This is a genomic window from Shimia biformata (assembly GCF_016888515.1).
GTDB lineage: Bacteria > Pseudomonadota > Alphaproteobacteria > Rhodobacterales > Rhodobacteraceae > Shimia_A > Shimia_A biformata.
Map to the genome: position 1 here is coordinate 348,263 of NZ_JAFEJK010000001.1, position 21,395 is coordinate 369,657.

Here is a 21,395-nt window from a genome sequence, read left to right on the forward strand (position 1 = left end):
CAAATGGAACGGGCCGGACAACAATGCCCGGCCCGTTCAAAACTTCAACCCGTCTGCTTTTAGCCGACCTTGCAGGCCGCGAGGATCGCCATGTTTACGATGTCATTGGCGGTCGAGCCGGTGGAACAGATCTGGATCGAATGATCGACACCCGACAAGATCGGGCCAATCACCGTCGCGCCCGCCATTTCCTGCATCAGCTTGGTCGAGATCGAGGCCGAATGCCGCGCCGGAACCACAAGGATATTCGCCGGGCCGGTCAAACGCTGGAACGGATAGTTCTCCTGCGCCTTCGGGTTCAGGGCCACATCCACGGTCATTTCGCCCTCGTATTCGAAATCGACGCCGCGCTGATCCAGGATGGTCGGGGCGACGTGCATTTTCTGGGCGCGCTCGGACACCGGGTAGCCGAAGGTGGAGAAGCTGACAAAAGCGACTCGCGGCTCAAGCCCCATGTGGCGGGCGACGCCTGCGGCACGCTCGGCGATATTGGCCAGGTCCGTCTCGTCCGGCCATTCATGCACCAGAGTATCGGCAATCAACACGATCCGGCCGTTGTGCAACAGCGCGGTCACCCCCACCGCGCCATGTTCTGCATCGGCGTCGAATACGTGGTTTATCAACCCCAGCACATGCGCCGATTTCCGCGTCGCACCAGTGACCAACCCATCGCCATGCCCGTGCTGCAACATCAGAGAAGCAAAGACGTGCCGGTCCCGCGTGGCCAGCTTGAACGCGTCATGCTGGTCGAACCCTTTGCGCTGAAGCCGCGAGTAAAGGAAGGCCGAATAGGTCTCGATATGTTCGGAATTGCGGGCATTCACCACTTCGATTTCCGACACCGCGTCGCCAAGCCCGGCGGCCTCAAGCTTCTCGCGCACATCGTCTTCTCGACCAACGACAAGCGCCTTGCCCAGCCCCTGACGCTGATAGGTAACAGCAGCGCGCAGAACGCGGGGGTCGTCGCCTTCGGCAAAGATCATCCGGGCCTGTGCATTCCGGGCACGCGCATTCAGCCCGCGCAAGATCGACGCCGTCGGGTCCATGCGCGATTTCAACGAGGCAGAATAGCCGTCCATGTCGATAATCGGACGGCGCGCCACACCGGTGTCCATGCCAGCCTTGGCGACAGCAGGCGGAATGCGGTGGATCAGGCGCGGGTCAAACGGGGTCGGGATGATATAATCCCGACCAAAGGTCAGCTTGCGGCCATAGGCAACGGCAACCTCGTCCGGCACGTCCTCGCGGGCAAGCTCGGCCAGGGCTTCGGCGCAGGCGATCTTCATCTCGTCATTGATGGCGCGGGCGTGGATGTCTAGCGCACCACGGAACAGATAGGGAAAGCCCAGAACGTTGTTCACCTGGTTCGGATAATCGCTGCGACCCGTGGCAACAATCGCATCGGCGCGCACGGCATGGGCGTCTTCCGGGGTGATTTCCGGGTCCGGGTTCGCCATGGCAAAGATCACCGGGTTATCGTTCATCGACGCGACCATTTCGGGCGTCACTGCTCCCTTGGCCGACACACCAAGGAAGACATCGGCACCAACCATCGCCTCTTCCAGCGTGCGCAGCTCGGTTTTTATCGCATGGGCCGACTTCCACTGGTTCATGCCCTCGATCCGGCCCTGATAGATCACGCCCTTGGTGTCACATGTGATGCAGTTTTCGTGCTTGGCACCCATCGATTTCAGCAGTTCGATACAGGCAATCCCCGCCGCACCTGCGCCATTGAGGACAATCTTCACATCCTCGATTTTCTTGCCCGAGATATGCAGCGCATTTATCAGCCCCGCCGCACAGATCACCGCCGTGCCATGCTGGTCGTCATGAAACACCGGAATGTCCATCTGTTCCTTCAGCGTCTGCTCGATGATGAAACACTCGGGCGCCTTGATGTCTTCAAGGTTGATGCCGCCAAAAGTCGGACCCATCAGCCGCACGGCCTTGATGAATTCCTCGGGGTCCTCGGTATCCAGCTCGATGTCGATCGAGTTCACGTCGGCAAAACGCTTGAACAGTACTGCCTTGCCTTCCATCACCGGCTTGCCGCCCAGCGCGCCAAGGTTGCCCAGCCCTAGAACCGCCGTCCCGTTCGAGATCACGGCGACAAGGTTGCCCTTGTTGGTATAGTCATAGGCCAGTTCGGGATTGGCCGCGATTTCCTCGCACGGCACGGCAACACCTGGAGAATAGGCCAGCGACAGATCGCGCTGAGTGGTCATCGGGACCGAGGCCTTGATCTCGAACTTGCCGGGGGTCGGTTCAAGGTGAAAGGCCAGTGCCTCTTCGCGGGTGAACTTGGTTTTGGTCATGGATCGTTTCCTTGGGACGTTGGGGCCTCATAACAACGCCGACGTGGGCTGCCAACATCGCCACCAGGGGGGTAGCGCAAACATACCGACTTTTTGGCCAAATTTCCGATTCAGTCGCCCTGAAAAACCCGATAAACCTGTGCGGACAGGATCAGAATGGGGGCTTCCTTGAGCGCAAAATCCGCAGTCACGCCGATGATGGCCCAATACCTTGAGATCAAGGCAGAGCATGCGGATGCCCTGTTGTTCTACCGCATGGGCGATTTCTACGAGATGTTCTTTGACGACGCGGTCGCCGCCGCCGAAGCGCTGGACATCGCGCTGACCAAACGCGGCAAGCACGAGGGCGAAGAAATCCCGATGTGCGGCGTGCCGCACCATGCCGCCGAGGGTTATTTCCTGACGCTGATCCGCAAAGGATTTCGCGTCGCGGTCTGCGAGCAGATGGAAAGCCCCGCCGAAGCCAAAAAGCGCGGCTACAAGGCTGTTGTCAAACGCGAGGTCGTGCGCCTTGTGACCCCCGGCACGCTGACCGAAGATTCGCTTTTGGACGCCCGACGCCACAACTTCCTGGCTGCCTATTCCGTGGTCCGGGACGAAGCGGCGCTGGCCTGGGCCGACATCTCGACCGGCGCGCTGCACGTGATGCCGATCCCCCCGGTGCGACTGGGGCCAGAACTGGCGCGCCTTGCCCCGTCCGAGCTTTTGGTTGCCGAGGGCACCGAGGGCGAACTGGCTGGAACAGTCTCTGATATGGGGGTTCCGATGACCCCCTTGGCACGCGGCTCATTTGATTCGACAGGCGCCGAAAAACGGGTGGCGGAGCTGTTCAAAACCGCGTCGCTTGATGCGTTCGGAAGCTTCTCTCGCCCCGAGATTGGCGCGCTTGGTGCGATTGTCGATTATCTGGAACTGACCCAGAAAGGCAAACTTCCCCTTCTGCGCCCACCCGTGCGCGAAGCAGTGGGCGGAACGATGCAGATTGACGCCGCGACCCGCCGCAACCTGGAACTGACCCAATCCCTGCAAGGTGGTCGCGCCGGCACTCTTCTGGCAACAATTGACCGCACGGTGACGGCCGCTGGTGCCCGGCTTCTTGAGCGGCGGTTGGCCTCACCCTCGCTTGATCTGGCAATGGTGAACGGTCGGCTGGATGCGGTGTCATTCTTCACGGAAAACCGCCGGGTTGCCGCGGACCTTCGCGAAAATCTAAAGCGCGTGCCCGACCTTGATCGCGCCCTGTCCCGCCTGTCGCTTGACAGGGGCGGTCCACGAGACCTGGCAGCCATCCGCACCGGGCTTTGGCAGGCCGAACAGATCGCCATGGGCGGTGGAAGCGTTGATCTTCCACCTTTGCTCAGGGATGCGATGAACAACCTTGAAGGGCACGGTGCACTGGTTGACCTGCTGGACACCGCGCTTGTCGCCGACCCGCCGCTTCTGGCGCGCGACGGTGGCTTCATCGCAAGCGGTTATGACGCGGAGTTGGACGAAGCCCGCACCCTGCGTGACGAGGGGCGTGGCGTGATTGCCGGGATGCAGGCAAAATACATCGACTCCACTGGCATCCAGTCGCTTAAGATCAAGCACAACAATGTCCTGGGGTATTTCATCGAAACCACGGCGAAACATGCCGACAAGATGATGTCGCCCCCGCTGTCGGAAACCTTCATCCACCGTCAGACCACGGCGAACCAGGTGCGGTTCACCACCGTTGAGCTGAGCGAGATGGAGACTAAGATCCTGAACGCCGGGAACCGTGCGCTTGAGATCGAAAAGCGGCTCTATGACAGCCTGAAAGGGGCTGTTCTGAACCAATCTGCCGCCATTTCCACCGCCTCACGCGCGCTGGCCGAGTTTGATTTGTCAGCGGCGCTGGCAGAGCTTGCCGTTACCGAAAACTGGTGCCGGCCCGAGGTCAACGACAGCCGCGACTTTCACATCGAGGGCGGACGGCATCCGGTCGTCGAGGCGTCACTGCGGAAAACAGGCGAACCTTTTGTCGCCAACGACTGCGACCTATCGGGTGGCGACATGGCCAGTATCTGGCTGCTGACTGGTCCGAACATGGCCGGTAAGTCAACCTTCCTGCGCCAAAACGCATTGATTGCACTGCTGGCGCAGATGGGCAGCTTCGTGCCCGCAACCAAAGCGCGGATAGGGCTTGTATCCCAATTGTTCAGCCGTGTCGGGGCGTCGGATGATCTGGCGCGCGGGCGGTCGACTTTCATGGTCGAAATGGTTGAAACCGCCGCCATCCTGAACCAGGCAGATGATCGCGCGCTTGTCATTCTGGATGAGATCGGGCGCGGCACCGCGACCTATGATGGGCTGTCGATTGCCTGGGCAACGCTGGAACACCTGCATGACGTAAACAAGTCCCGCGCGTTGTTTGCCACCCATTATCACGAGATGACCGCGCTTTCCGGGAAACTGGACGGCGTCGAAAACGCCACCGTTGCCGTCAAGGAATGGGAAGGCGACGTGATCTTCCTGCATGAGGTCAAACAAGGTGCCGCCGACCGGTCTTATGGTGTTCAGGTCGCACAACTGGCTGGCCTTCCCCCAGTGGTTGTCGAACGTGCGCGTGTGGTTCTGGAGGCGCTTGAAAAAGGCGAGCGGGAAGGTCCGGCGCAAAAAGCGCTGATCGACGACCTGCCGCTATTCGCCGCGACTCCTGCCCCGGCCCCCGCCGCGAAAAAAGGGCCAAATCCGCTGGAACAGAGACTGAATGAGGTTCTGCCCGACAACCTCACTCCGCGCGAGGCGCTGGACATCCTTTATGAGCTGAAGGCGTTGAACGAAAGCTGATCACCAGCTTCCCGAAGCACCGCCACCCGAGGATGATCCGCCGCCAAAACTCGATCCGCCCCCCGATGAGGACGAGCTTTTTGTTTTGCGTGGGATGATCTTGGTGACTGACCAGTCCTCGTGGCAATGGTGACATTGGTAGTCTATGCGTTTTTGCCCGGCTGAACTGGTCGTTGCGGGATAAAGGATGGTTGTTTCACCCTCAACCGTGCGGAACCCGCATGCGCGGCAAGCACCGTAGCCCGAAAACCAGCTTCGATAGCCCTCAATTGTGACGTGGTCGCAATGCGGGCATTGCCAGACATCGTAGTCGACGCTTTTCAGCTGTTCCTCGGTAATCTGGCCTGGTTGCAGGTGGTTGTCGTCCCAATGTTCCGCCAATTTCTGCATCTTGTGCTTGTCGATTGGACAGATACGCGGGCGATTGCGCCGCCATTTACGCAGCAGCCAGACCGCCACCCCAGCAAAAGGCGCCAGTAACGCCCAGATCCACGCACCGATCCGATCGAGAAACCGCTGAATATTGTTGATCGCGCGCTCACCGGGTTGCGCGTCGATATTGCCGGGCCACTCGCCAGTCACTTCTCGGATCACCGCGTCGACCCCTATTTCAATGCCGACGCCGTATTGGTCGTTGCGAAACTCCGGCAAAATCACATCGTCAATGATGTTTCGCATCGCCAGGTTCATGCTGTCGCCATAGCCTGATCCAACCTCGATCCGCAGTTTGCGGTCGTCGCGCGCGACGAGCATCATCAGGCCGTCGTTTTGGTCACTGCTGCCGACACCCCAATCATTGAACAGCCCGGTTGCAAACGCTTCTATTTCACCGGAATACCCGTAATCCGTCATGGACCGAATGGTCACCAGCGTAAATTCGATCCCGCGCTTTTCGTCGATTTCAATCAACTTCTCCCGAACGCGCTGCGCCTGATCAAAATCGAGAAGCCCGGCGAAATCATTGACGTAAAGCTCAGAATAACTGGGAAAGGTTTGGGCGCTGGTGTGTTGCCCAAGAAAAGCTGCCAACAACAAGGCAAGGATCAGCCGCATGAAAAAAGCCTCCGAATATCTATTCGGAGGCTTTCTAACACGCAGATTGTCAAACGGGTTAGCCCGGATTGCTGGACACACCGACCTTTGCCGGGCGCAGCAGGCGATCATGTAACATGAATCCTTCGGCCGAGACCTGAATGATCTCACCCGACTTGGTGCCTGGCACCGGAGCTTCGAACATAGCTTCGTGATACTGCGGATCGAACTTGTCGCCGACCTCGGGTGCGATCACTTCGATCCCGTGTTTGCCAAAGACGTTCAGAAGCTCGCGCATCGTCAGTTCGATCCCTTCGATCAGCGCGGCAGATGCTTCTTTCTGGTCGTCCGTGATCGATTCCACGGCGCGTTTCATATTGTCATAGACCGGCAGCATGTCGCGGGCCAGACGCGAGCCACCGTATTGCTCGGCGTCACGGCGGGCGCGTTCACCACGCTTGCGGGCGTTTTCGGCCTCGGCCAACGCGCGCATCCAACGGTCTTTCAACTCATCCCGCTCGGCGCGAAGTGTTTCCACCTCAAGCGCCCCGGCGTCGATCTCGGCCATTTCCTCGGCCAGTTCTTCTGCTTCAGCCTGGGCAATATCGTCCAGGAAATCGTCTTCTTTCGGCTCTGCCATGTCTCACCTCTGTCCCCGGTCGGAAATCAGCTTCCCGACCAGTTGCGCCGTATAGTCGACAATCGGCACGATCCGTCCATAGTTCAGACGTTTCGGTCCGATCACGCCCACAGCGCCCACAATCTTTCGGTCAGCGTTCATATAAGGAGAGACCACCAAAGAGGAACCCGAAAGTGAAAAAAGTTTGTTCTCAGAGCCAATAAAAATGCGTACGCCCTCGCCCTGTTCCGCCAGTTCCAGGAAATCGGCGATGTCTCGCTTGCGTTCCAGGTCGTCGAACAGGTTTCGGATCAAATCAAGATCCTCTTCCCCGCGCTCATCGCCCAACAGATTCGACCGCCCGCGGACAATCAGGCGTTCGTGGTTGTCGCCATCTTCGGCCCACAGCGCGATACCGCTGTCGACCAGATCCTGTGCCAGGGTGTCAATCTCGCGTCTGCGCTTGGCGATTTCCTCTCGGATCACGGTGCGCAGGTCCGACAATGTCCGTCCTTCAAGGATCGCGTTCAGAAAATTTGCCGCTTCACGCATGGAACTGGGCGTTTGGCCGGGCGGCGGGGTGAACAGACGGTTTTCCACGTGACCATCGGCAAATACCAGCACGACCAAAGCCCGATCAGCCGACAGCGACACAAACTCAATGTGCTTTATCGGCGCCTCATGCTTCGGTGCCAGCACGAGGGATGCGCCATGCGTCACCCCCGACAAAGCCGAACCAATCCGATCCAGCATGTCACCGACGTCATTTGAGTTGCTGCCGAGGGTCGCGTCGATTTTTTCGCGGTCGCCGGCGTCAAGGTCGCTGACCTCCAACAGCCCATCGACAAACATACGAAGGCCCAGTTGAGTCGGCACCCTGCCCGCACTGACATGAGGGCTGTCCAGAAGACCAAGATACTCGAGATCCTGCATTACGTTGCGGATCGTCGCCGCGCTGACTTTTTCGGACAGGGTGCGCGTCAGAGTGCGGGATCCGACGGGATCGCCACTGGCAAGATATCCTTCGACCACGCGGCGAAACACCTCGCGCGAGCGGTCATTCATTTCTTCAAGTATGCTAGCGCTGTCTGTCATCTGCCAATTCGCCTCTGATCCATATAAAATCATCCCGCAATCAAAGGTCAATCGGGGTTGCGTCACGACACCGTGGGGCGGTATCGAAGGCGCCAGACCATCAAGAGGATATGACAGATGCGCCCTTCGGGAAGAGACCTTGATCAACTGCGGCCCGTTTCCATTGAAACCGGCGTCACCAAACACGCTGAGGGGTCCTGCATGATCCGCATGGGCGATACCCATGTTCTGTGTACCGCCACGATCGAAGACCGCGTGCCACCCTTTATCAAGGGATCCGGCCTTGGCTGGGTGACGGCGGAATATGGCATGCTGCCCCGGTCAACCACCAGCCGCATGCGACGCGAGGCTTCTGCGGGCAAACAGGGCGGAAGAACTGTTGAAATTCAACGGCTTATTGGTCGTTCTTTGCGCGCTGGCGTCGATCGTGTTGCCTTGGGGGAACGTCAGATCACCGTGGATTGTGACGTGATCCAAGCCGACGGCGGCACCCGATGTGCATCGATCACCGGCGGCTGGGTCGCGCTGCGCCTGGCGGTCGACAAGCTGATGAAGGCGGGCGACGTGGTGTCGAATCCGTTGATTTCACCGGTGGCGGCGGTGTCGTGCGGTATCTACGCCGGCCAACCCGTTCTGGACCTCGATTATCCCGAAGACTCCGAAGCCGGCGTTGACGGAAACTTCATCATGCTGGGCAACAAAAGCCTGATCGAGGTGCAGATGTCCGCCGAAGGCTCGACGTATTCCCGCGACCAGATGAACGCGCTTCTGGATCTTGCTGAAAAGGGCGTGGACGAACTGGTTGCCGCACAGATGGCGGCGGTCAAATGAACCGCATGTTTGACGGCGACCGCCTGCTGGTCGCCACTCACAACAAGGGCAAGTTGGAAGAGATTGCGCATCTTCTGGAACCATTTGGCGTAACGGTGGTCGGCGCTGCAGAGATGGACCTGCCAGAGCCCGAAGAAACCGAAGATACTTTTGTTGGTAACGCCCGGATCAAGGCACATGCCGCAGCCAAAGCCACCGGCCTGCCCGCCTTGGCGGATGATTCCGGCATCGAAGTTGATGCACTAAACGGTGCGCCGGGCGTCTACACGGCGGATTGGGCCGAAACTGGCCAGGGGCGCGATTTTGTCATGGCGATGACTCGCACCCACGATGAACTGGAAAAGGTAAACGCCCCGTATCCACGCACGGCGCGGTTCTGCTCGACCCTTGTTCTGGCGTGGCCCGACGGACATGACGAAGTGTTCGAAGGCAAGGTCGAAGGTCAATGCGTCTGGCCAATGCGCGGAATGGACGGGTTTGGGTATGACCCTATGTTTCAGCCTGATGGCTATGACCAGACCTTTGGTGAGATGGATCGCTGGGAAAAGAACAAGATCAGCCACCGCGCCCGCGCAATTTCCGCCTTTGTAAAGGGTTGTTTTGGCTGAGGATTGGCAAAACGGGGGCTTCGGCCTTTATATTCATTGGCCGTTTTGTGAGGCCAAGTGCCCCTATTGCGACTTCAACAGCCATGTGTCGCGGTCGATTGATCAATCGCGTTGGCGCGAGGCTTACCTTTCGGAAATTGACCGCGTTGCTGCACTGACGTCGGACCGCATTCTGGATTCAGTCTTTTTCGGAGGTGGCACACCCAGCTTAATGGATCCGGATACGGTTGCCGCGATCATAGACCGTGTGCAGCGACGCTGGCGTTTTGCCAATGACATCGAGATCACGCTAGAGGCCAATCCAGGATCAGTGGAAGCCGGAAAATTCGCGGCGTTTCGACAAGGCGGCGTTAACCGTATTTCGATGGGTGTTCAGGCAATGAACGACCGCGACTTGAAGCGGTTGGGCCGAATTCATACCGTCGCCGAGGCCCGCGCCGCTTTTGATATTGCGCGAGGAGAGTTCGACCGGGTCAGTTTCGACCTTATCTATGCCCGACAGGATCAATCGCTTGCCGATTGGCGGACCGAACTGACCGAGGCATTGTCGATGGCCATTGATCACCTGTCACTTTACCAGCTGACAATCGAAGAAGGCACCGCTTTTGGGGACCGTTACGCCCGCGGCAAGCTGCGCGGCCTGCCCCCGGACGATATCGCCGCGGACATGTATGAGGCGACGCAGGAAATTTGCGACAAGGCCGGAATGCCTGCCTATGAAGTCTCTAATCATGCCAAACCCGGTGCAGAATCCCGTCACAACCTGATCTATTGGCGGTATGGCGATTATGCCGGGATTGGTCCCGGCGCGCATGGTCGGCTGACACTTGATGGTCAGAAACAGGCAACTGAAGCCTGGTTGAATCCGGCCAAATGGCTTGAAGAACGCGACAAGGGGCAACCCGAAAAACTGCGGGAAACCCTTTCTGGATCAGACCAAGCTGCCGAAATGTTGATGATGGGCCTGAGGATCAACGAGGGCGTCGATCTTGGCCGGTTTTCGAGCCTGGGCGGGACGCTGAACGCGGATTCTCTGGATTTTCTGGTGGAACAGGGTCTCTTGGTGGTCGGAAACAACCGCATCATACCGACCCCTTCGGGGCGCATGATCCTGAATACAGTGCTGCAAAAGCTGCTGGAGGATTGAACGATGCGCATTGTCTGGCTGGTTCTTGGCCTTCTTAGTGTTGGCCTTGCTTTGATCGGAATTGTATTGCCGCTGCTGCCAACCGTTCCATTTCTTCTATTGGCGACATTCTTCTTCGCACGAAGCTCCGAACGGTTGCATTACTGGCTACTATCGCACCCAAGCATGGGCCCGATGATCGACGACTGGCACAGCCGCGGCGCGATTCGTCCCGCAGCAAAGCGTCTGGCAACGCTGTCCATCGGTTTAGTTTTTGGTTTGTCGCTTGTGCTGGGCCTGCGCCCATTGATCCTCGGAATTCAGGCAATCACGCTCGGTGCTGTTCTGATCTTCATCTGGAGCCGGCCGAACGGATGAATTTCTTTTAAATCAATAGCTTGAGTGTTTTTGGCCACACATCCCCAATTTAGCTAGCGCTCAGAATTCGACACAACTCATCCAGTTGATCAAGCGAGTCATAGCGGATCACGATCTGCCCGGATTCTCCGCCTGGTTTGTGGTCAATCGAAACTCTCAGGCCCAAATTCGCCGAAAGATCCCCCTCCAGAGCCCGTGTATCGGCATCCTTTTCGACCTTGGGGCGGGTTGCGGGTTGCTTCTGCGTTGCCGCACCGCCCTTCTTGGCCAGCGCCTCTGTCTGGCGCACCGAAAGGCCGCCCTTGACCACCTTCTTGGCAATGGCGAGTGGATCATCTGTCGTTATCAATGCGCGGGCATGACCGGCAGACAGCTCTCCATTCTTCAACATCTCCTGCACCGGCTCCGGCAGGTTCAGCAAACGCATGAGGTTGGCAATGTGACTGCGCGATTTCCCCAGTGCTTCCGATAGTTTTTCCTGAGTATGGCCAAATTTGTCCATCAGTTGCCGATACCCGGCTGCTTCTTCCACCGGGTTCAGATCGGCCCGCTGGATGTTTTCGATAATGGCAACCTCAAGCACTTCGGTATCCGAGTACTCTCGGAGGATGATCGGCAGCGCGTGCAGCCCTGCCCTCTGCGATGCACGCCACCGCCTTTCGCCGGCGACAATCTCGTACTCACCTTCGTGACCCGGGCGATTGCGCACGATCAGCGGTTGAATCACGCCCTTTTCCTTGATCGAAGCGGTCAATTCATCCAGCTGATCGGCCGTAAATGTGCGGCGTGGCTGATCGGGGTTCGGAAACACCTTTTCAATGGGAACCGTCATGTCAGCCCGACGCGGTGCGGAATCCCCAGCTGCGCGCTCTTCGGTCACATCCGCCATCAGCGCCGACAATCCACGCCCCAGCCCACGGGTTTTCTTCTTTTCACTCATGTCGATTTCCCCTTCAGGCTGCGGCTTTTGTGTTGTTGTCGTCCAATTCTGCTGCCAGTTGGCGATAGGCTTCGGCCCCTTTGGACGCGGCATCATAGGATAGAACCGGTTGAGCAAAAGACGGTGCTTCGCTAACGCGGACATTTCGCGGAATCTTGGTTCGGAAGACAATATCCCCAAGGTTGTCGCGGGCATCCTGTTCAACCTGTTGTGAAAGGTTGTTGCGTGCGTCGAACATTGTCAGAACCACGCCCTCGATCCGAAGCGTTGGATTTGCGGTCTGGCGTACTTCGCGGATTGTCAGCATTAGCTGAGACAGGCCTTCAAGCGCGAAAAACTCACTTTGCAGCGGTATCAGCACCGAATGCGCTGCAATCATCGCATTCACCGTTAACAGGTTCAGCGATGGCGGGCAATCAATCAGGACATAGTCCCAATGATAGGCATCCATCGCCGTTTGACGCAGCGCATCATGCAGAAGAAAACTGCGTTTTTCATTCGAAATCAACTCGATATCAGCCGAACTAAGGTCGACGGTTGCCGGAACAATGCAAAGCCCGTCAATCGCGGTTTGCCGGATTACGTCGTGCAGGTCGACTTCATCCACCAAGAGATCATAGGTCGTGTACTCCCGATCATCTGGTTCAATCCCCAGACCGGTCGACGCGTTACCTTGCGGATCCAGATCGACAACCAGGACGCGCTTGCCTATCTCGACAAGCCCGGCCGCCAGGTTGATCGCGGTGGTTGTTTTGCCGACACCACCCTTCTGATTGGCGACGGCGATAATTTTCGGCCCACGCGGCCGGCTGGGATCAGACACGTTGGATGGCTCCAAGCTTGAGAATGACTGCCTCTGGTTCTGTCTTGCTTTGTATCACGTCCAAATCGAATGACCACGATTCCTGTGCAAGCGCGACTTCTTTTTGCCAATTTGCCCCTTTTGGAAACACCGCTTGGCCGCTTCCACCCAAGTGACGCTCAGCAAATCCGCACAACACGGACAAATCCGCCAGGGCCCGCGCGGAAAGAATATCCGCAGCCTGGGGTGGCGCCTTCTCTATTCGCTGGTCAAGAATTGAAGCCTCGCACCCGGTTTCGCGCAGCACAGTTCGCAAAAATGCGCATTTTCGCTGATCGCTTTCGATCATGGTGACGCGTTTTGGCGCGCCCTGCTCATCCTTCATCAGCGCGATAACAAGGCCAGGAAATCCGCCGCCACTGCCAATATCCACCCAATGCACAACATCGCGTCCAAGTTTGAAAACCTGTGCGGAATCGAGGATGTGACGCGCCCAAAGCTGTGAAAGTGTGGATTTGGAGACCAGGTTGATCTTGGGGTTCCACTTTTGCAACAACTCTGCCAGCTTTTCTAGCCGGTCGAGTGTTTCACGTGAAACATTCAGCGCTGCGGCAATGTCCGTGGGGCAGCGCATTATGCGGATTTCTCGCGCGAAAATTGCCGCAGCTTGGCGAGAATCAGTGTCAAAGCCGCGGGTGTCATCCCGTCGATGCGACCAGCCTGCCCCAGATTTCCCGGCTGAACGCGGGACAGCTTGGACTTCAATTCATTCGACAGCCCGTCCACAGCCGAAAAGTCGAACCCGGCTGGAATGACGTGATCTTCGTCACGTCGCATCGCTTCGACGTCCCGTTGTTGCCGCTCGATGTAATTTGCATACAAGGCGTCCCGCTCTAGCTGTTGGCGAATTTCAGCATCCACCGAAGTAAGCGAAACATCCAGAGGCAGAAGATCACCAAAGCCGACATCGGGAAACGCAAGAACCTGAAAGGCGCTTCTTCGATTGCCATCCTGATTGACCGAAATACCCGCCTGTTTCAATTCCTTCGGCGTATAACTTAGTGATTCCAACAGGTTGCGTCCGCCTGACAACCTTTCCTGCTTGTCGGAAAACACGGCTTTCCGCACTTCACCCACCAGACCCAGCTCTACCCCGACTGGCGTCAAACGCTGATCGGCATTGTCTGCTCGCAAGGAAAGGCGGAACTCGGCCCGCGAGGTGAACATACGATATGGTTCTGTCACCCCGCGGGTAATCAGGTCATCAACCATGACGCCGATATAGCTGTCAGACCGACTGAAATGATGCGGCTCAAGTCCCCGTGCGGCACGCGCAGCGTTCAAACCCGCGACAAGGCCCTGAGCGGCAGCCTCTTCATATCCGGTTGTGCCATTAATTTGGCCCGCCAGGTACAACCCAGGCACAGACCTTACACCCAACCCGGCGTTCAGAGCGCGAGGATCGACGTAGTCGTATTCAATCGCGTAACCGGGTTGCAGAATTTCGACGTTCTCCAACCCATAGATCGAGCGGACATAGTCGTGTTGAACATCGACCGGCAATGAGGTCGAAATTCCATTCGGATAAACGGTTTTGTCGTCAAGTCCTTCAGGTTCAAGGAAAATCTGGTGCGATTCCTTGTCGGCAAAACGGACAATCTTGTCCTCAATCGACGGGCAATACCGCGGCCCGACCCCCTCGATATTACCGCCATACATCGCGGAACGAGACAGGTTCTCTCGGATTATGTCGTGGGTTTTCTCATTAGTATGCGTGATACCGCATGAGATCTGCCGCACAAAGGGTCCTTTTGACAAGAATGAGAACATTGTTGGTTCATCGTCGCCTGGCTGATCGTCCAGTTTGTCCCAATCAATGGTGTCGCCATTCAACCGTGGAGGTGTTCCCGTTTTGAGACGCCCAAGCGGCAACTCGAAACTGTCGATACGCTCCGCTAGCTTGACCGACGGTTTGTCGCCCATACGCCCACCGGGGCGCGCGATATCTCCGATATGAATGACGCCACGCAGAAATGTGCCCGTCGTCAGAACGACTGCCCCGGCCGTGATTTCGCTTCCGTCAGCCAAAACCACTCCACCAACCGCATCGCCATTCATCAAGAAATCAACGGCTTCGCCTTCGATAATGGTCAAGTTTTCCTGAGCCTGCATTTCGGCCAGCATGGTTTCGCGATAGATTTTGCGGTCCGCTTGCGCTCTTGGTCCTTGAACGGCGGGTCCTTTGCGCCGGTTGAGAAGCCGGAACTGGATTCCCGCACGGTCCGCCACCCGGCCCATAACACCATCCAACGCGTCGATTTCACGAACAAGGTGACCTTTACCAAGGCCACCAATGGCCGGGTTGCACGACATCACACCGATACCACCCAACGTCAACGTCACGAGGGCCGTTTGCGCACCCGTGCGGGCGGCTGCGTGGGCGGCATCACAGCCCGCGTGACCACCACCTACAACAATGACGTCAAATTGTTTCACGTGAAACACCCCTCACTTGCCGATGCAAAAGCTGGAAAATATCTCATCCAGAAGGTTCTCAACATCCACTCGGCCAACAATCGAGTCCAACGCTCGAATCGCTGTCCGCAATTCTTCCGCCGCGATATCATATAGGTCTGGTCCCGACTCAAGAACAGACCGCGCCGCATTCAGACAAGCGCTTGCGCGCTGCATCGCCAATCGATGCCGCTCGCGTGTTGCAATTCCGCTTTCCTGCGCGCGTGAGGAAAGCTGTCGCGTGATTTCAGCCACCAGCGCATCAACACCCTGCCCTGTCTTGCCCGACACCGCGTCCTCGGCAGAACCGTGAAGGTCTGCCTTGGCCCGGCGGACGATATCACCGGGGCGCATGTCGAATTCGGGAGACTCATCACTATCGACCAGGAACACCCTTAGGTCAGCTGCCACTGCACGGCTGCGGGCCCGTTCAATTCCGATGCTTTCCACCACGTCATCCGTCTCGCGTAATCCGGCGGTATCAAGCAGCGTCACCGGCAACCCGTTCAGGTCCATCCGAACCTCAATCACGTCCCGCGTCGTTCCGGCAAATTCCGAGGTTATGGCCGCCTCACGACCCGCCAAAGCGTTGAGAAGGGTGGATTTCCCCACATTTGGCGCTCCTAAGATCGCAACTTCGAACCCCTGTCGGATACGTTCCGCTGTAGCAACCCCTGCCACTTCCCTGGCAAGGTTGGCATCAACCCCCCGCAAAAGCGCCGTAACCTCTGGGGTCACGTCAACGGGCACTTCTTCATCGGCAAAATCAATAGTGGCCTCAAGCAGCGCAGCGGCACGGATCAAGTCGCGTCGCCATGTTTCAGCCAGGTCACCAAGGTCACCGGACAAAACCCGCAGCGCTTGTTGGCGTTGCGCCTCGGTTTCCGCTTCGATCAGATCGGCAAGCCCTTCAACCTGCGCCAGGTCCATGTTGCCGTTTTCCAAAGCCCGGCGGGTAAATTCCCCGGCCTCAGCATGGCGCAGACCGGGCAAGTCGCCCAACTGTCGCAACACCGCATTCACCACGGCGACCGAGCCATGCAATTGGAATTCAGCCACCTCTTCCCCGGTAAAGCTTTTACCCGCCTCGAAGAACAGGATCAGCGCCTGGTCAAGCCGTCGCCCATCCCCATCTCGCAACAGTTTGAGCGATGCCATCCTTGGCTTCGGAACCGAACCCGCAAGCGCACGCACGGCATCGGCCGCGGCGGGACCAGAGACCCGAACGACAGCGACCCCCGATTTCCCGGGGGCCGTGGCAAGTGCAAAAATCGTGTCGGTATGGGCCATGGCCTCAGGTGTTCATGGAATCGAAGAATTCGCTGTTGGTCTTGGTCTGCTTCAGCTTCGACAGCAGGAATTCCACCGCGTCCGTCGTACCCATCGGGTTCAGGATACGGCGCAGCACAAAGGTTTTGTGCAGGTCCTTGGCGTCGACCAGCAGGTCCTCTTTCCGGGTGCCGGATTTGAGGATGTCGATGGCCGGGAAAACGCGCTTGTCGGCAACCTTGCGGTCCAGCACGATCTCCGAGTTACCGGTACCCTTGAATTCCTCAAAGATGACCTCGTCCATCCGGCTGCCGGTGTCGATCAGCGCGGTCGAGATGATGGTCAGCGATCCACCTTCCTCGATATTACGGGCGGCGCCAAAGAAACGTTTGGGGCGTTGCAGCGCGTTAGCATCCACACCACCGGTCAGAACTTTACCCGAGGACGGCACAACGGTGTTGTATGCCCTACCAAGTCTTGTGATGGAATCGAGAAGAATAACAACATCTCGTTTATGCTCGACCAAGCGCTTCGCCTTTTCGATCACCATCTCGGCGACGGCGACGTGGCGCGTGGCGGGTTCGTCGAAGGTCGAGGAAATCACCTCACCCTTCACAGACCGCTGCATGTCCGTCACTTCTTCCGGGCGTTCGTCGATCAGCAGGACGATCAGGTAACACTCGGGGTGGTTCGCCTCGATCGAATGGGCGATGTTCTGCAACAGAACTGTCTTACCCGTCCGCGGCGGCGCCACGATCAGCGATCGTTGGCCTTTCCCGATGGGCGCTACGAGGTCGATGATCCGGGCCGAGCGGTCCTTGATAGTGGGATCTTCGATCTCCATCTTCAGGCGCTCATCGGGATATAGCGGGGTCAGGTTGTCAAAGGCGATCTTGTGTTTGGCCTGCTCGGGCGCGCCAAAGTTGATCTGGGCGACATTGATCAGCGCAAAATACCGTTCGTTTTCCTCGGGTGCGCGGATTTCACCGGATACGGTGTCCCCGGTGCGCAACGAGAACTGACGGATCATGTCGGGCGACACATAGATGTCGTCGGGACCCGGCAGATAGTTCGCCTCGGGAGAGCGCAAAAAGCCGAAACCGTCCTGAAGCACTTCGAGAACACCGTCGCCACCGATTTCCCAGCCCTCATCCGCACGTTCGCGCAGGATCTGGAACATCATCTCGCCTTTACGCATGGTCGAGGCGTTTTCGATCTCAAGCTCTTCAGCCATCGCCAGAAGGTCTTTGGGGCTTTTCGCCTTGAGTTCGGCCAGCGAGAGTTTTTCAGTTGTCATGGGAAAACCCTATGGGCCCCATTCAGGGCCTCGTCTTGGAAGATAACAGTCGGAAGACACATGGCCCGGACGGACCTGTTGCGAGGCTAGATAAGGAAAGCTGACGCCAGAGTCAATTCGCGCGTCAGAACTTGACCACAACCGAGAAAACGATCAGCACCATCAGCAAGGTCGGCACTTCGTTCATCATCCGGTATTGCCGACCCGTCAGCGTGTTCTCACCGCGCCCAAACTGCTTGCGTTTGATCATCAGCCAATGGTCGAAAACCGTCATCGACACGACACCGGCAGCCTTAGTCCACGGCCAGATTTCCGACCAGTCGACGATACCGGGTGTAAAGACCAGCATAAGACCAGCCACCCAGGTCGCGATGCTGGCAGGCGACATGATGTAACGCTGAAGTTTGAACTCCATAATCCGCAGGGTTTCGTCCAGCTGATCACCTACCGTCGCTTTCTCGGCATGATAGACAAACAGACGGGGCAGGTAGAACAGACCCGCCATCCAGCTGATCACCGCCATAATGTGAAACGACAGGGTATAGGGGTAAATCTCTGCCAGGACGTCGGTGATCATATGGGTCGCTCTCTTTGCCTTGGCCCTCAATAAATAAATAAAGAAAAGATAGAAAGGATGATGATTTTGTTGGTAACGCAAAAGCTGGGGATTACTTGGTTTCACAAAGGTTATCCACTGGATGGACAAGTTCTGAATGGGTCTGGCAGGTTTAGCTGAACTTTCTGAATTTTTGCATTATTATCAATGCGTTGAATATCAAGTTGCGGAAGACAAAACTGGGGATAACTGTGGGAAAAACCGGAATGACCCTGGTTGCACACATGATCTCAGTTTTCCCCATCCACGGTGGACGGAAACTCGTGATCGGCCGTGAAACACCGATGTTCTCCCCGGCTTGCAATAAGCCCCTGAATTGCCCAGAAAGAGGCCACGGATCCATAAGCCGGTCATCCACGGAATTATCCACATGCCTCCGACCAATCGCCGCCCCATCATCCTTGCCTCTGGTTCTTTGATCCGCGCACAGTTGCTGCGAAATGCCGGGGTGGACTTCACCGTACAGACCGCGCGGGTGGACGAAGAGATGTTGCGGCGCGGACTTGAGGCTGAGGGCGCGACACCCCGCGAGATCGCCGATGCGCTGGCCGAAGCCAAGGCTGGGAAAGTCGCGATGAAAGCACCCGCCGCGCTGGTAATTGGCTGCGACCAGATCCTGGAATTTGAGGGCGAGGTGTTTACCAAACCTGACAGCCCTGACATGGCACGCGATCAATTGCGGCAGTTGCGCAACAAGACGCATACCCTGATGTCGGCCGCTGTTGTCTTTGCCGACAATGAACCGGTCTGGCGGCATGTCGGGGTGGCGAAACTGACGATGCGCGACTTCTCGGATCAATATCTTGACGACTACCTGTCGCGGAACTGGGAAAGCGTCCGCCATTCGGTTGGCGGCTATAAGCTGGAAGAGGAAGGCGTGCGGTTGTTCACCCGCGTCGAAGGCGACTATTTCAACGTGCTTGGAATGCCGCTTCTGGATATCCTTGCGTGCCTGACCCTGAGGGGAGACTTGCCGAAATGACATTGCCACCCATTCCCCTAGCCGGTGTGATTGGCCACCCGATTGCCCATTCCAAATCGCCCACCCTGCATGGGCACTGGCTCAAAACTTATGGGTTGCGGGGTCATTACATCCCAATGGATGTGGCGCCAGCCAATCTTGAAACCGCTTTGCGCAGCTTGCCGAAACTGGGGTTTGTCGGGGCCAACGTCACCATTCCTCACAAGGAACGGGTGATGGAGATTGCCGACCTGATTACCGATCGGGCCACGCTGATCGGGGCGGCGAACACGCTGATTTTTCGGGAAGATGGCAAGATCCACGCGGATAACACAGATGGTTACGGCTTTTTGGAAAACCTCCGCCAGGGTGCGCCGGACTGGGCGCCGGGCGCCGGTCCTGCAGTGGTGCTGGGCGCGGGCGGCGCGGCGCGGGCGGTGATCGTGTCGCTGCTAGAGGCAAAAGTGCCCGAGATCATCCTGACCAACCGCACCCGCACCCGCGCCGACAAGCTGCGCGAGGATTTCGGAACGCGGATCCGGGTGGTTGACTGGGTACAGGCCGGAAATGCGTTGGAAGACGGCGCTTTGGTGGTGAACACGACTTCGCTTGGCATGACGGGGAAACAGGAATTGCGGGTGCCGCTTGATGGGCTGAACCCGAAATCAGTGGTGACGGATCTTGTCTATACGCCGCTGACCACCCGCTTGCTGCGCGAAGCCAATGAACGTGGCTGCCGGACAGTCGATGGTCTGGGCATGCTACTGCATCAGGCGGTGCCTGGGTTCGAACGCTGGTTCGGCAAACGACCCGAAGTCACCGACGCAACCCGCCGCGCGGTGCTGGCATGAGCTTTCTTCTGGGCCTGACCGGGTCGATCGGTATGGGCAAATCGACGACGACGACGATGTTCGCCGCAGAAGGCTGTGATGTGTGGGATGCCGATGCCGCAGTTCACCGGATGTATGCCAAAGGCGGCGCAGCCGTCGCGCCCATTGCCGCTGCCCTACCCAACGCAATCGTCGATGGTGCCGTGTCACGCGACAGGTTGAAAGCGATGATTGCGCAGGACCCTGCTGTATTGAAGCAGATCGAAGCGATCGTGCATCCGCTTGTGGCAAATGATCGGGCCACGTTTATCCAAAACGCTACCGCCGATATCGTGGTTCTCGACATCCCGTTGTTGTTCGAAACCGGGGGGAACGTCGCGATGGATGCGGTTGCATGTGTCACTGTTTCACCTGAAATCCAGAAATCCCGCGTTTTGGCACGTGGCACGATGAGCGCCGATCAATTCCACGCCATTCTCGACAAGCAGATGCCAAATGACGAAAAATGCGCGCGATCCGATTTTATCATCGTGACTGACACGCTTGACCATGCCCGCGCGCAGGTGAAAGACATCGTGGTGCAGATCCGTGAAAGGCTGGCACATGCGTGAGATCGTTCTTGATACCGAAACCACCGGATTCGATCCCGAAACCGGAGACCGGATCGTCGAGATCGGTGCAGTTGAATTGCTGAACCACATGCCAACGGGCCGGACCTATCACCAGTATATCAACCCGGAACGGTCGATGCCCCAGGGCGCGTTTGAAGTGCATGGTATCGGGCCCGATCTGCTTGAGCCACCGCAGGAACCAGCCGCCGGGGCGGTCACGTTGCGGGACAAACCTCTGTTCAAGGCAATTGGCCAGGGATTTCTGGATTTTGTCGGCGATGCCAAGCTGGTGATCCACAATGCCAGCTTCGATATGAAATTTCTCAACGCCGAACTGCGCTGGATCGGTCTGCCGCAGATTCCGTGGGAACGTGCGGTCGACACGCTGGCCATTGCGCGGCAAAAGTTTCCCGGTTCGCCGGCCTCGCTGGATGCGCTTTGTCGGCGTTTCGGTATCGACAACTCGAACCGGACGTTGCATGGGGCGCTTTTGGACTCGGAAATCCTGGCCGAGGTCTATCTTGAACTGATCGGCGGTCGGCAACCGGATTTCGGCCTGGCCACCACCGCTTCAGGTGGGGCTGCGCAAACCGACGACTGGCGCCCACAGAAACGCCCGACAGCCCTGCCCTCGCGTTTGACCGAAGCTGAGAAAGATGCGCATGACGCATTTATCGCCGGTTTGGGGGAAAACGCGCTTTGGACTAAGGCCAAATAAAAAACGCCCCCGAAGAGGCGTC

20 protein-coding genes are annotated in these 21,395 nt (G+C 57.8%); 9 read left to right on the forward strand and 11 right to left on the reverse strand.

All coding sequences use genetic code 11. The features are described from left to right. Nucleotides 1-59 precede the first annotated feature (59 nt). Nucleotides 60-2,315, reverse strand: a complete 2,256-nt coding sequence (locus JQ863_RS01580; RefSeq protein ID WP_204112581.1) for an NADP-dependent malic enzyme — start codon at nucleotides 2,313-2,315, stop codon at nucleotides 60-62. A gap of 195 nt (nucleotides 2,316-2,510) precedes the next feature. On the opposite strand from JQ863_RS01580, the gene mutS reads away from it, so the two are divergent. After that, nucleotides 2,511-5,126, forward strand: a complete 2,616-nt coding sequence (gene mutS / locus JQ863_RS01585) for a DNA mismatch repair protein MutS (RefSeq protein ID WP_204115022.1) — start codon at nucleotides 2,511-2,513, stop codon at nucleotides 5,124-5,126. Here the strand turns inward: mutS and JQ863_RS01590 are convergent, their stop codons facing one another. The 3 genes from JQ863_RS01590 to hrcA are packed head-to-tail and all read right to left on the reverse strand — an operon-like array spanning nucleotide 5,127 to nucleotide 7,872. Beyond that, nucleotides 5,127-6,290, reverse strand: a complete 1,164-nt coding sequence (locus JQ863_RS01590) for a TPM domain-containing protein (protein WP_204112582.1) — start codon at nucleotides 6,288-6,290, stop codon at nucleotides 5,127-5,129. Next, nucleotides 6,238-6,798 (reverse strand): nucleotide exchange factor GrpE, encoded by a 561-nt coding sequence (locus tag JQ863_RS01595; protein ID WP_204112583.1) that lies wholly within the window; start codon nucleotides 6,796-6,798, stop codon nucleotides 6,238-6,240. Before JQ863_RS01595 ends, JQ863_RS01590 begins: the two co-directional genes overlap by 53 nt. Nucleotides 6,799-6,801: 3 nt before the next feature. Further along, nucleotides 6,802-7,872 carry a heat-inducible transcriptional repressor HrcA gene (hrcA, locus tag JQ863_RS01600; protein ID WP_204112584.1) on the reverse strand — a complete coding sequence of 357 codons (1,071 nt, stop codon included), beginning with the start codon at nucleotides 7,870-7,872 and terminating at the stop codon, nucleotides 6,802-6,804. Nucleotides 7,873-7,989: 117 nt separating this feature from the next. Here hrcA and rph point away from each other — a divergent pair, with 117 nt between their 5' ends. Genes rph through JQ863_RS01620 form a run of 4 tightly spaced genes read left to right on the forward strand, consistent with a single transcriptional unit; the run spans nucleotide 7,990 to nucleotide 10,815 of the window. After that, nucleotides 7,990-8,703 carry a ribonuclease PH gene (gene rph / locus JQ863_RS01605; RefSeq protein WP_204112585.1) on the forward strand — a complete coding sequence of 238 codons (714 nt, stop codon included), beginning with the start codon at nucleotides 7,990-7,992 and terminating at the stop codon, nucleotides 8,701-8,703. Next, a complete protein-coding gene (gene rdgB / locus JQ863_RS01610; protein ID WP_204112586.1) occupies nucleotides 8,700-9,311 on the forward strand; it encodes an RdgB/HAM1 family non-canonical purine NTP pyrophosphatase in 612 nt (203 codons plus the stop codon). Before rph ends, rdgB begins: the two co-directional genes overlap by 4 nt. Beyond that, entirely contained in the window at nucleotides 9,304-10,458 is a 1,155-nt protein-coding gene (gene hemW / locus JQ863_RS01615) for a radical SAM family heme chaperone HemW (RefSeq protein WP_204112587.1), read from the forward strand. Before rdgB ends, hemW begins: the two co-directional genes overlap by 8 nt. A gap of 3 nt (nucleotides 10,459-10,461) precedes the next feature. Then, a complete protein-coding gene (locus JQ863_RS01620; RefSeq protein WP_204112588.1) occupies nucleotides 10,462-10,815 on the forward strand; it encodes a YbaN family protein in 354 nt (117 codons plus the stop codon). 49 nt (nucleotides 10,816-10,864) lie between these two features. Here the strand turns inward: JQ863_RS01620 and JQ863_RS01625 are convergent, their stop codons facing one another. The 7 genes from JQ863_RS01625 to JQ863_RS01655 all read right to left on the reverse strand — a co-directional run bounded on the left by JQ863_RS01625 (nucleotide 10,865) and on the right by JQ863_RS01655 (nucleotide 18,211). Then, the gene (locus JQ863_RS01625; RefSeq protein WP_204115023.1) at nucleotides 10,865-11,755 is read right to left on the reverse strand and encodes a ParB/RepB/Spo0J family partition protein; all 891 of its coding nucleotides are present in this window, start codon (nucleotides 11,753-11,755) and stop codon (nucleotides 10,865-10,867) included. 13 nt (nucleotides 11,756-11,768) lie between these two features. Further along, nucleotides 11,769-12,578: an AAA family ATPase gene (locus JQ863_RS01630; RefSeq protein ID WP_204112589.1), complete on the reverse strand. Its 810-nt coding sequence runs from the start codon at nucleotides 12,576-12,578 to the stop codon at nucleotides 11,769-11,771. Beyond that, on the reverse strand, nucleotides 12,571-13,191 hold the full coding sequence (gene rsmG, locus JQ863_RS01635; RefSeq protein ID WP_204112590.1) for a 16S rRNA (guanine(527)-N(7))-methyltransferase RsmG: 621 nt from the start codon (nucleotides 13,189-13,191) through the stop codon (nucleotides 12,571-12,573). Before rsmG ends, JQ863_RS01630 begins: the two co-directional genes overlap by 8 nt. Next, on the reverse strand, nucleotides 13,191-15,062 hold the full coding sequence (gene mnmG, locus JQ863_RS01640; RefSeq protein WP_204112591.1) for a tRNA uridine-5-carboxymethylaminomethyl(34) synthesis enzyme MnmG: 1,872 nt from the start codon (nucleotides 15,060-15,062) through the stop codon (nucleotides 13,191-13,193). Before mnmG ends, rsmG begins: the two co-directional genes overlap by 1 nt. Before the next feature lie 3 nt (nucleotides 15,063-15,065). After that, nucleotides 15,066-16,361 (reverse strand): tRNA uridine-5-carboxymethylaminomethyl(34) synthesis GTPase MnmE, encoded by a 1,296-nt coding sequence (gene mnmE / locus JQ863_RS01645; protein ID WP_204112592.1) that lies wholly within the window; start codon nucleotides 16,359-16,361, stop codon nucleotides 15,066-15,068. 4 nt (nucleotides 16,362-16,365) lie between these two features. Next, nucleotides 16,366-17,637, reverse strand: a complete 1,272-nt coding sequence (gene rho, locus JQ863_RS01650) for a transcription termination factor Rho (protein WP_204112593.1) — start codon at nucleotides 17,635-17,637, stop codon at nucleotides 16,366-16,368. 124 nt (nucleotides 17,638-17,761) lie between these two features. Then, on the reverse strand, nucleotides 17,762-18,211 hold the full coding sequence (locus JQ863_RS01655) for a CopD family protein (RefSeq protein ID WP_204115024.1): 450 nt from the start codon (nucleotides 18,209-18,211) through the stop codon (nucleotides 17,762-17,764). A 412-nt stretch (nucleotides 18,212-18,623) separates the two neighbouring features. Here JQ863_RS01655 and JQ863_RS01660 point away from each other — a divergent pair, with 412 nt between their 5' ends. Genes JQ863_RS01660 through dnaQ form a run of 4 tightly spaced genes read left to right on the forward strand, consistent with a single transcriptional unit; the run spans nucleotide 18,624 to nucleotide 21,373 of the window. Beyond that, complete coding sequence (locus tag JQ863_RS01660) at nucleotides 18,624-19,235, forward strand: Maf family protein (protein ID WP_204112594.1); 612 nt, start codon at nucleotides 18,624-18,626, stop codon at nucleotides 19,233-19,235. After that, entirely contained in the window at nucleotides 19,232-20,065 is an 834-nt protein-coding gene (locus JQ863_RS01665) for a shikimate dehydrogenase (protein WP_204112595.1), read from the forward strand. Before JQ863_RS01660 ends, JQ863_RS01665 begins: the two co-directional genes overlap by 4 nt. Continuing rightward, a complete protein-coding gene (gene coaE, locus JQ863_RS01670; protein ID WP_204112596.1) occupies nucleotides 20,062-20,655 on the forward strand; it encodes a dephospho-CoA kinase in 594 nt (197 codons plus the stop codon). The genes JQ863_RS01665 and coaE overlap by 4 nt, the downstream gene beginning before the upstream one ends. Further along, a complete protein-coding gene (gene dnaQ / locus JQ863_RS01675) occupies nucleotides 20,648-21,373 on the forward strand; it encodes a DNA polymerase III subunit epsilon (protein WP_204112597.1) in 726 nt (241 codons plus the stop codon). The genes coaE and dnaQ overlap by 8 nt, the downstream gene beginning before the upstream one ends. Nucleotides 21,374-21,395 lie beyond the last annotated feature (22 nt).

Coding starts and splice junctions, on each gene's coding strand:
- JQ863_RS01580 (WP_204112581.1), bottom strand. CDS start 2,315: ATGACCAAAACCAAGTTCACCCGCGAAGAGGCACTGGCCTTTCACCTT.
- mutS (WP_204115022.1), top strand. CDS start 2,511: ATGATGGCCCAATACCTTGAGATCAAGGCAGAGCATGCGGATGCCCTG.
- JQ863_RS01590 (WP_204112582.1), bottom strand. CDS start 6,290: ATGATCGCCTGCTGCGCCCGGCAAAGGTCGGTGTGTCCAGCAATCCGG.
- JQ863_RS01595 (WP_204112583.1), bottom strand. CDS start 6,798: ATGGCAGAGCCGAAAGAAGACGATTTCCTGGACGATATTGCCCAGGCT.
- hrcA (WP_204112584.1), bottom strand. CDS start 7,872: ATGACAGACAGCGCTAGCATACTTGAAGAAATGAATGACCGCTCGCGC.
- rph (WP_204112585.1), top strand. CDS start 7,990: ATGCGCCCTTCGGGAAGAGACCTTGATCAACTGCGGCCCGTTTCCATT.
- rdgB (WP_204112586.1), top strand. CDS start 8,700: ATGAACCGCATGTTTGACGGCGACCGCCTGCTGGTCGCCACTCACAAC.
- JQ863_RS01620 (WP_204112588.1), top strand. CDS start 10,462: ATGCGCATTGTCTGGCTGGTTCTTGGCCTTCTTAGTGTTGGCCTTGCT.
- JQ863_RS01625 (WP_204115023.1), bottom strand. CDS start 11,755: ATGAGTGAAAAGAAGAAAACCCGTGGGCTGGGGCGTGGATTGTCGGCG.
- rsmG (WP_204112590.1), bottom strand. CDS start 13,191: ATGCGCTGCCCCACGGACATTGCCGCAGCGCTGAATGTTTCACGTGAA.
- mnmE (WP_204112592.1), bottom strand. CDS start 16,361: ATGGCCCATACCGACACGATTTTTGCACTTGCCACGGCCCCCGGGAAA.
- rho (WP_204112593.1), bottom strand. CDS start 17,637: ATGACAACTGAAAAACTCTCGCTGGCCGAACTCAAGGCGAAAAGCCCC.
- JQ863_RS01660 (WP_204112594.1), top strand. CDS start 18,624: ATGCCTCCGACCAATCGCCGCCCCATCATCCTTGCCTCTGGTTCTTTG.
- JQ863_RS01665 (WP_204112595.1), top strand. CDS start 19,232: ATGACATTGCCACCCATTCCCCTAGCCGGTGTGATTGGCCACCCGATT.
- coaE (WP_204112596.1), top strand. CDS start 20,062: ATGAGCTTTCTTCTGGGCCTGACCGGGTCGATCGGTATGGGCAAATCG.
- dnaQ (WP_204112597.1), top strand. CDS start 20,648: ATGCGTGAGATCGTTCTTGATACCGAAACCACCGGATTCGATCCCGAA.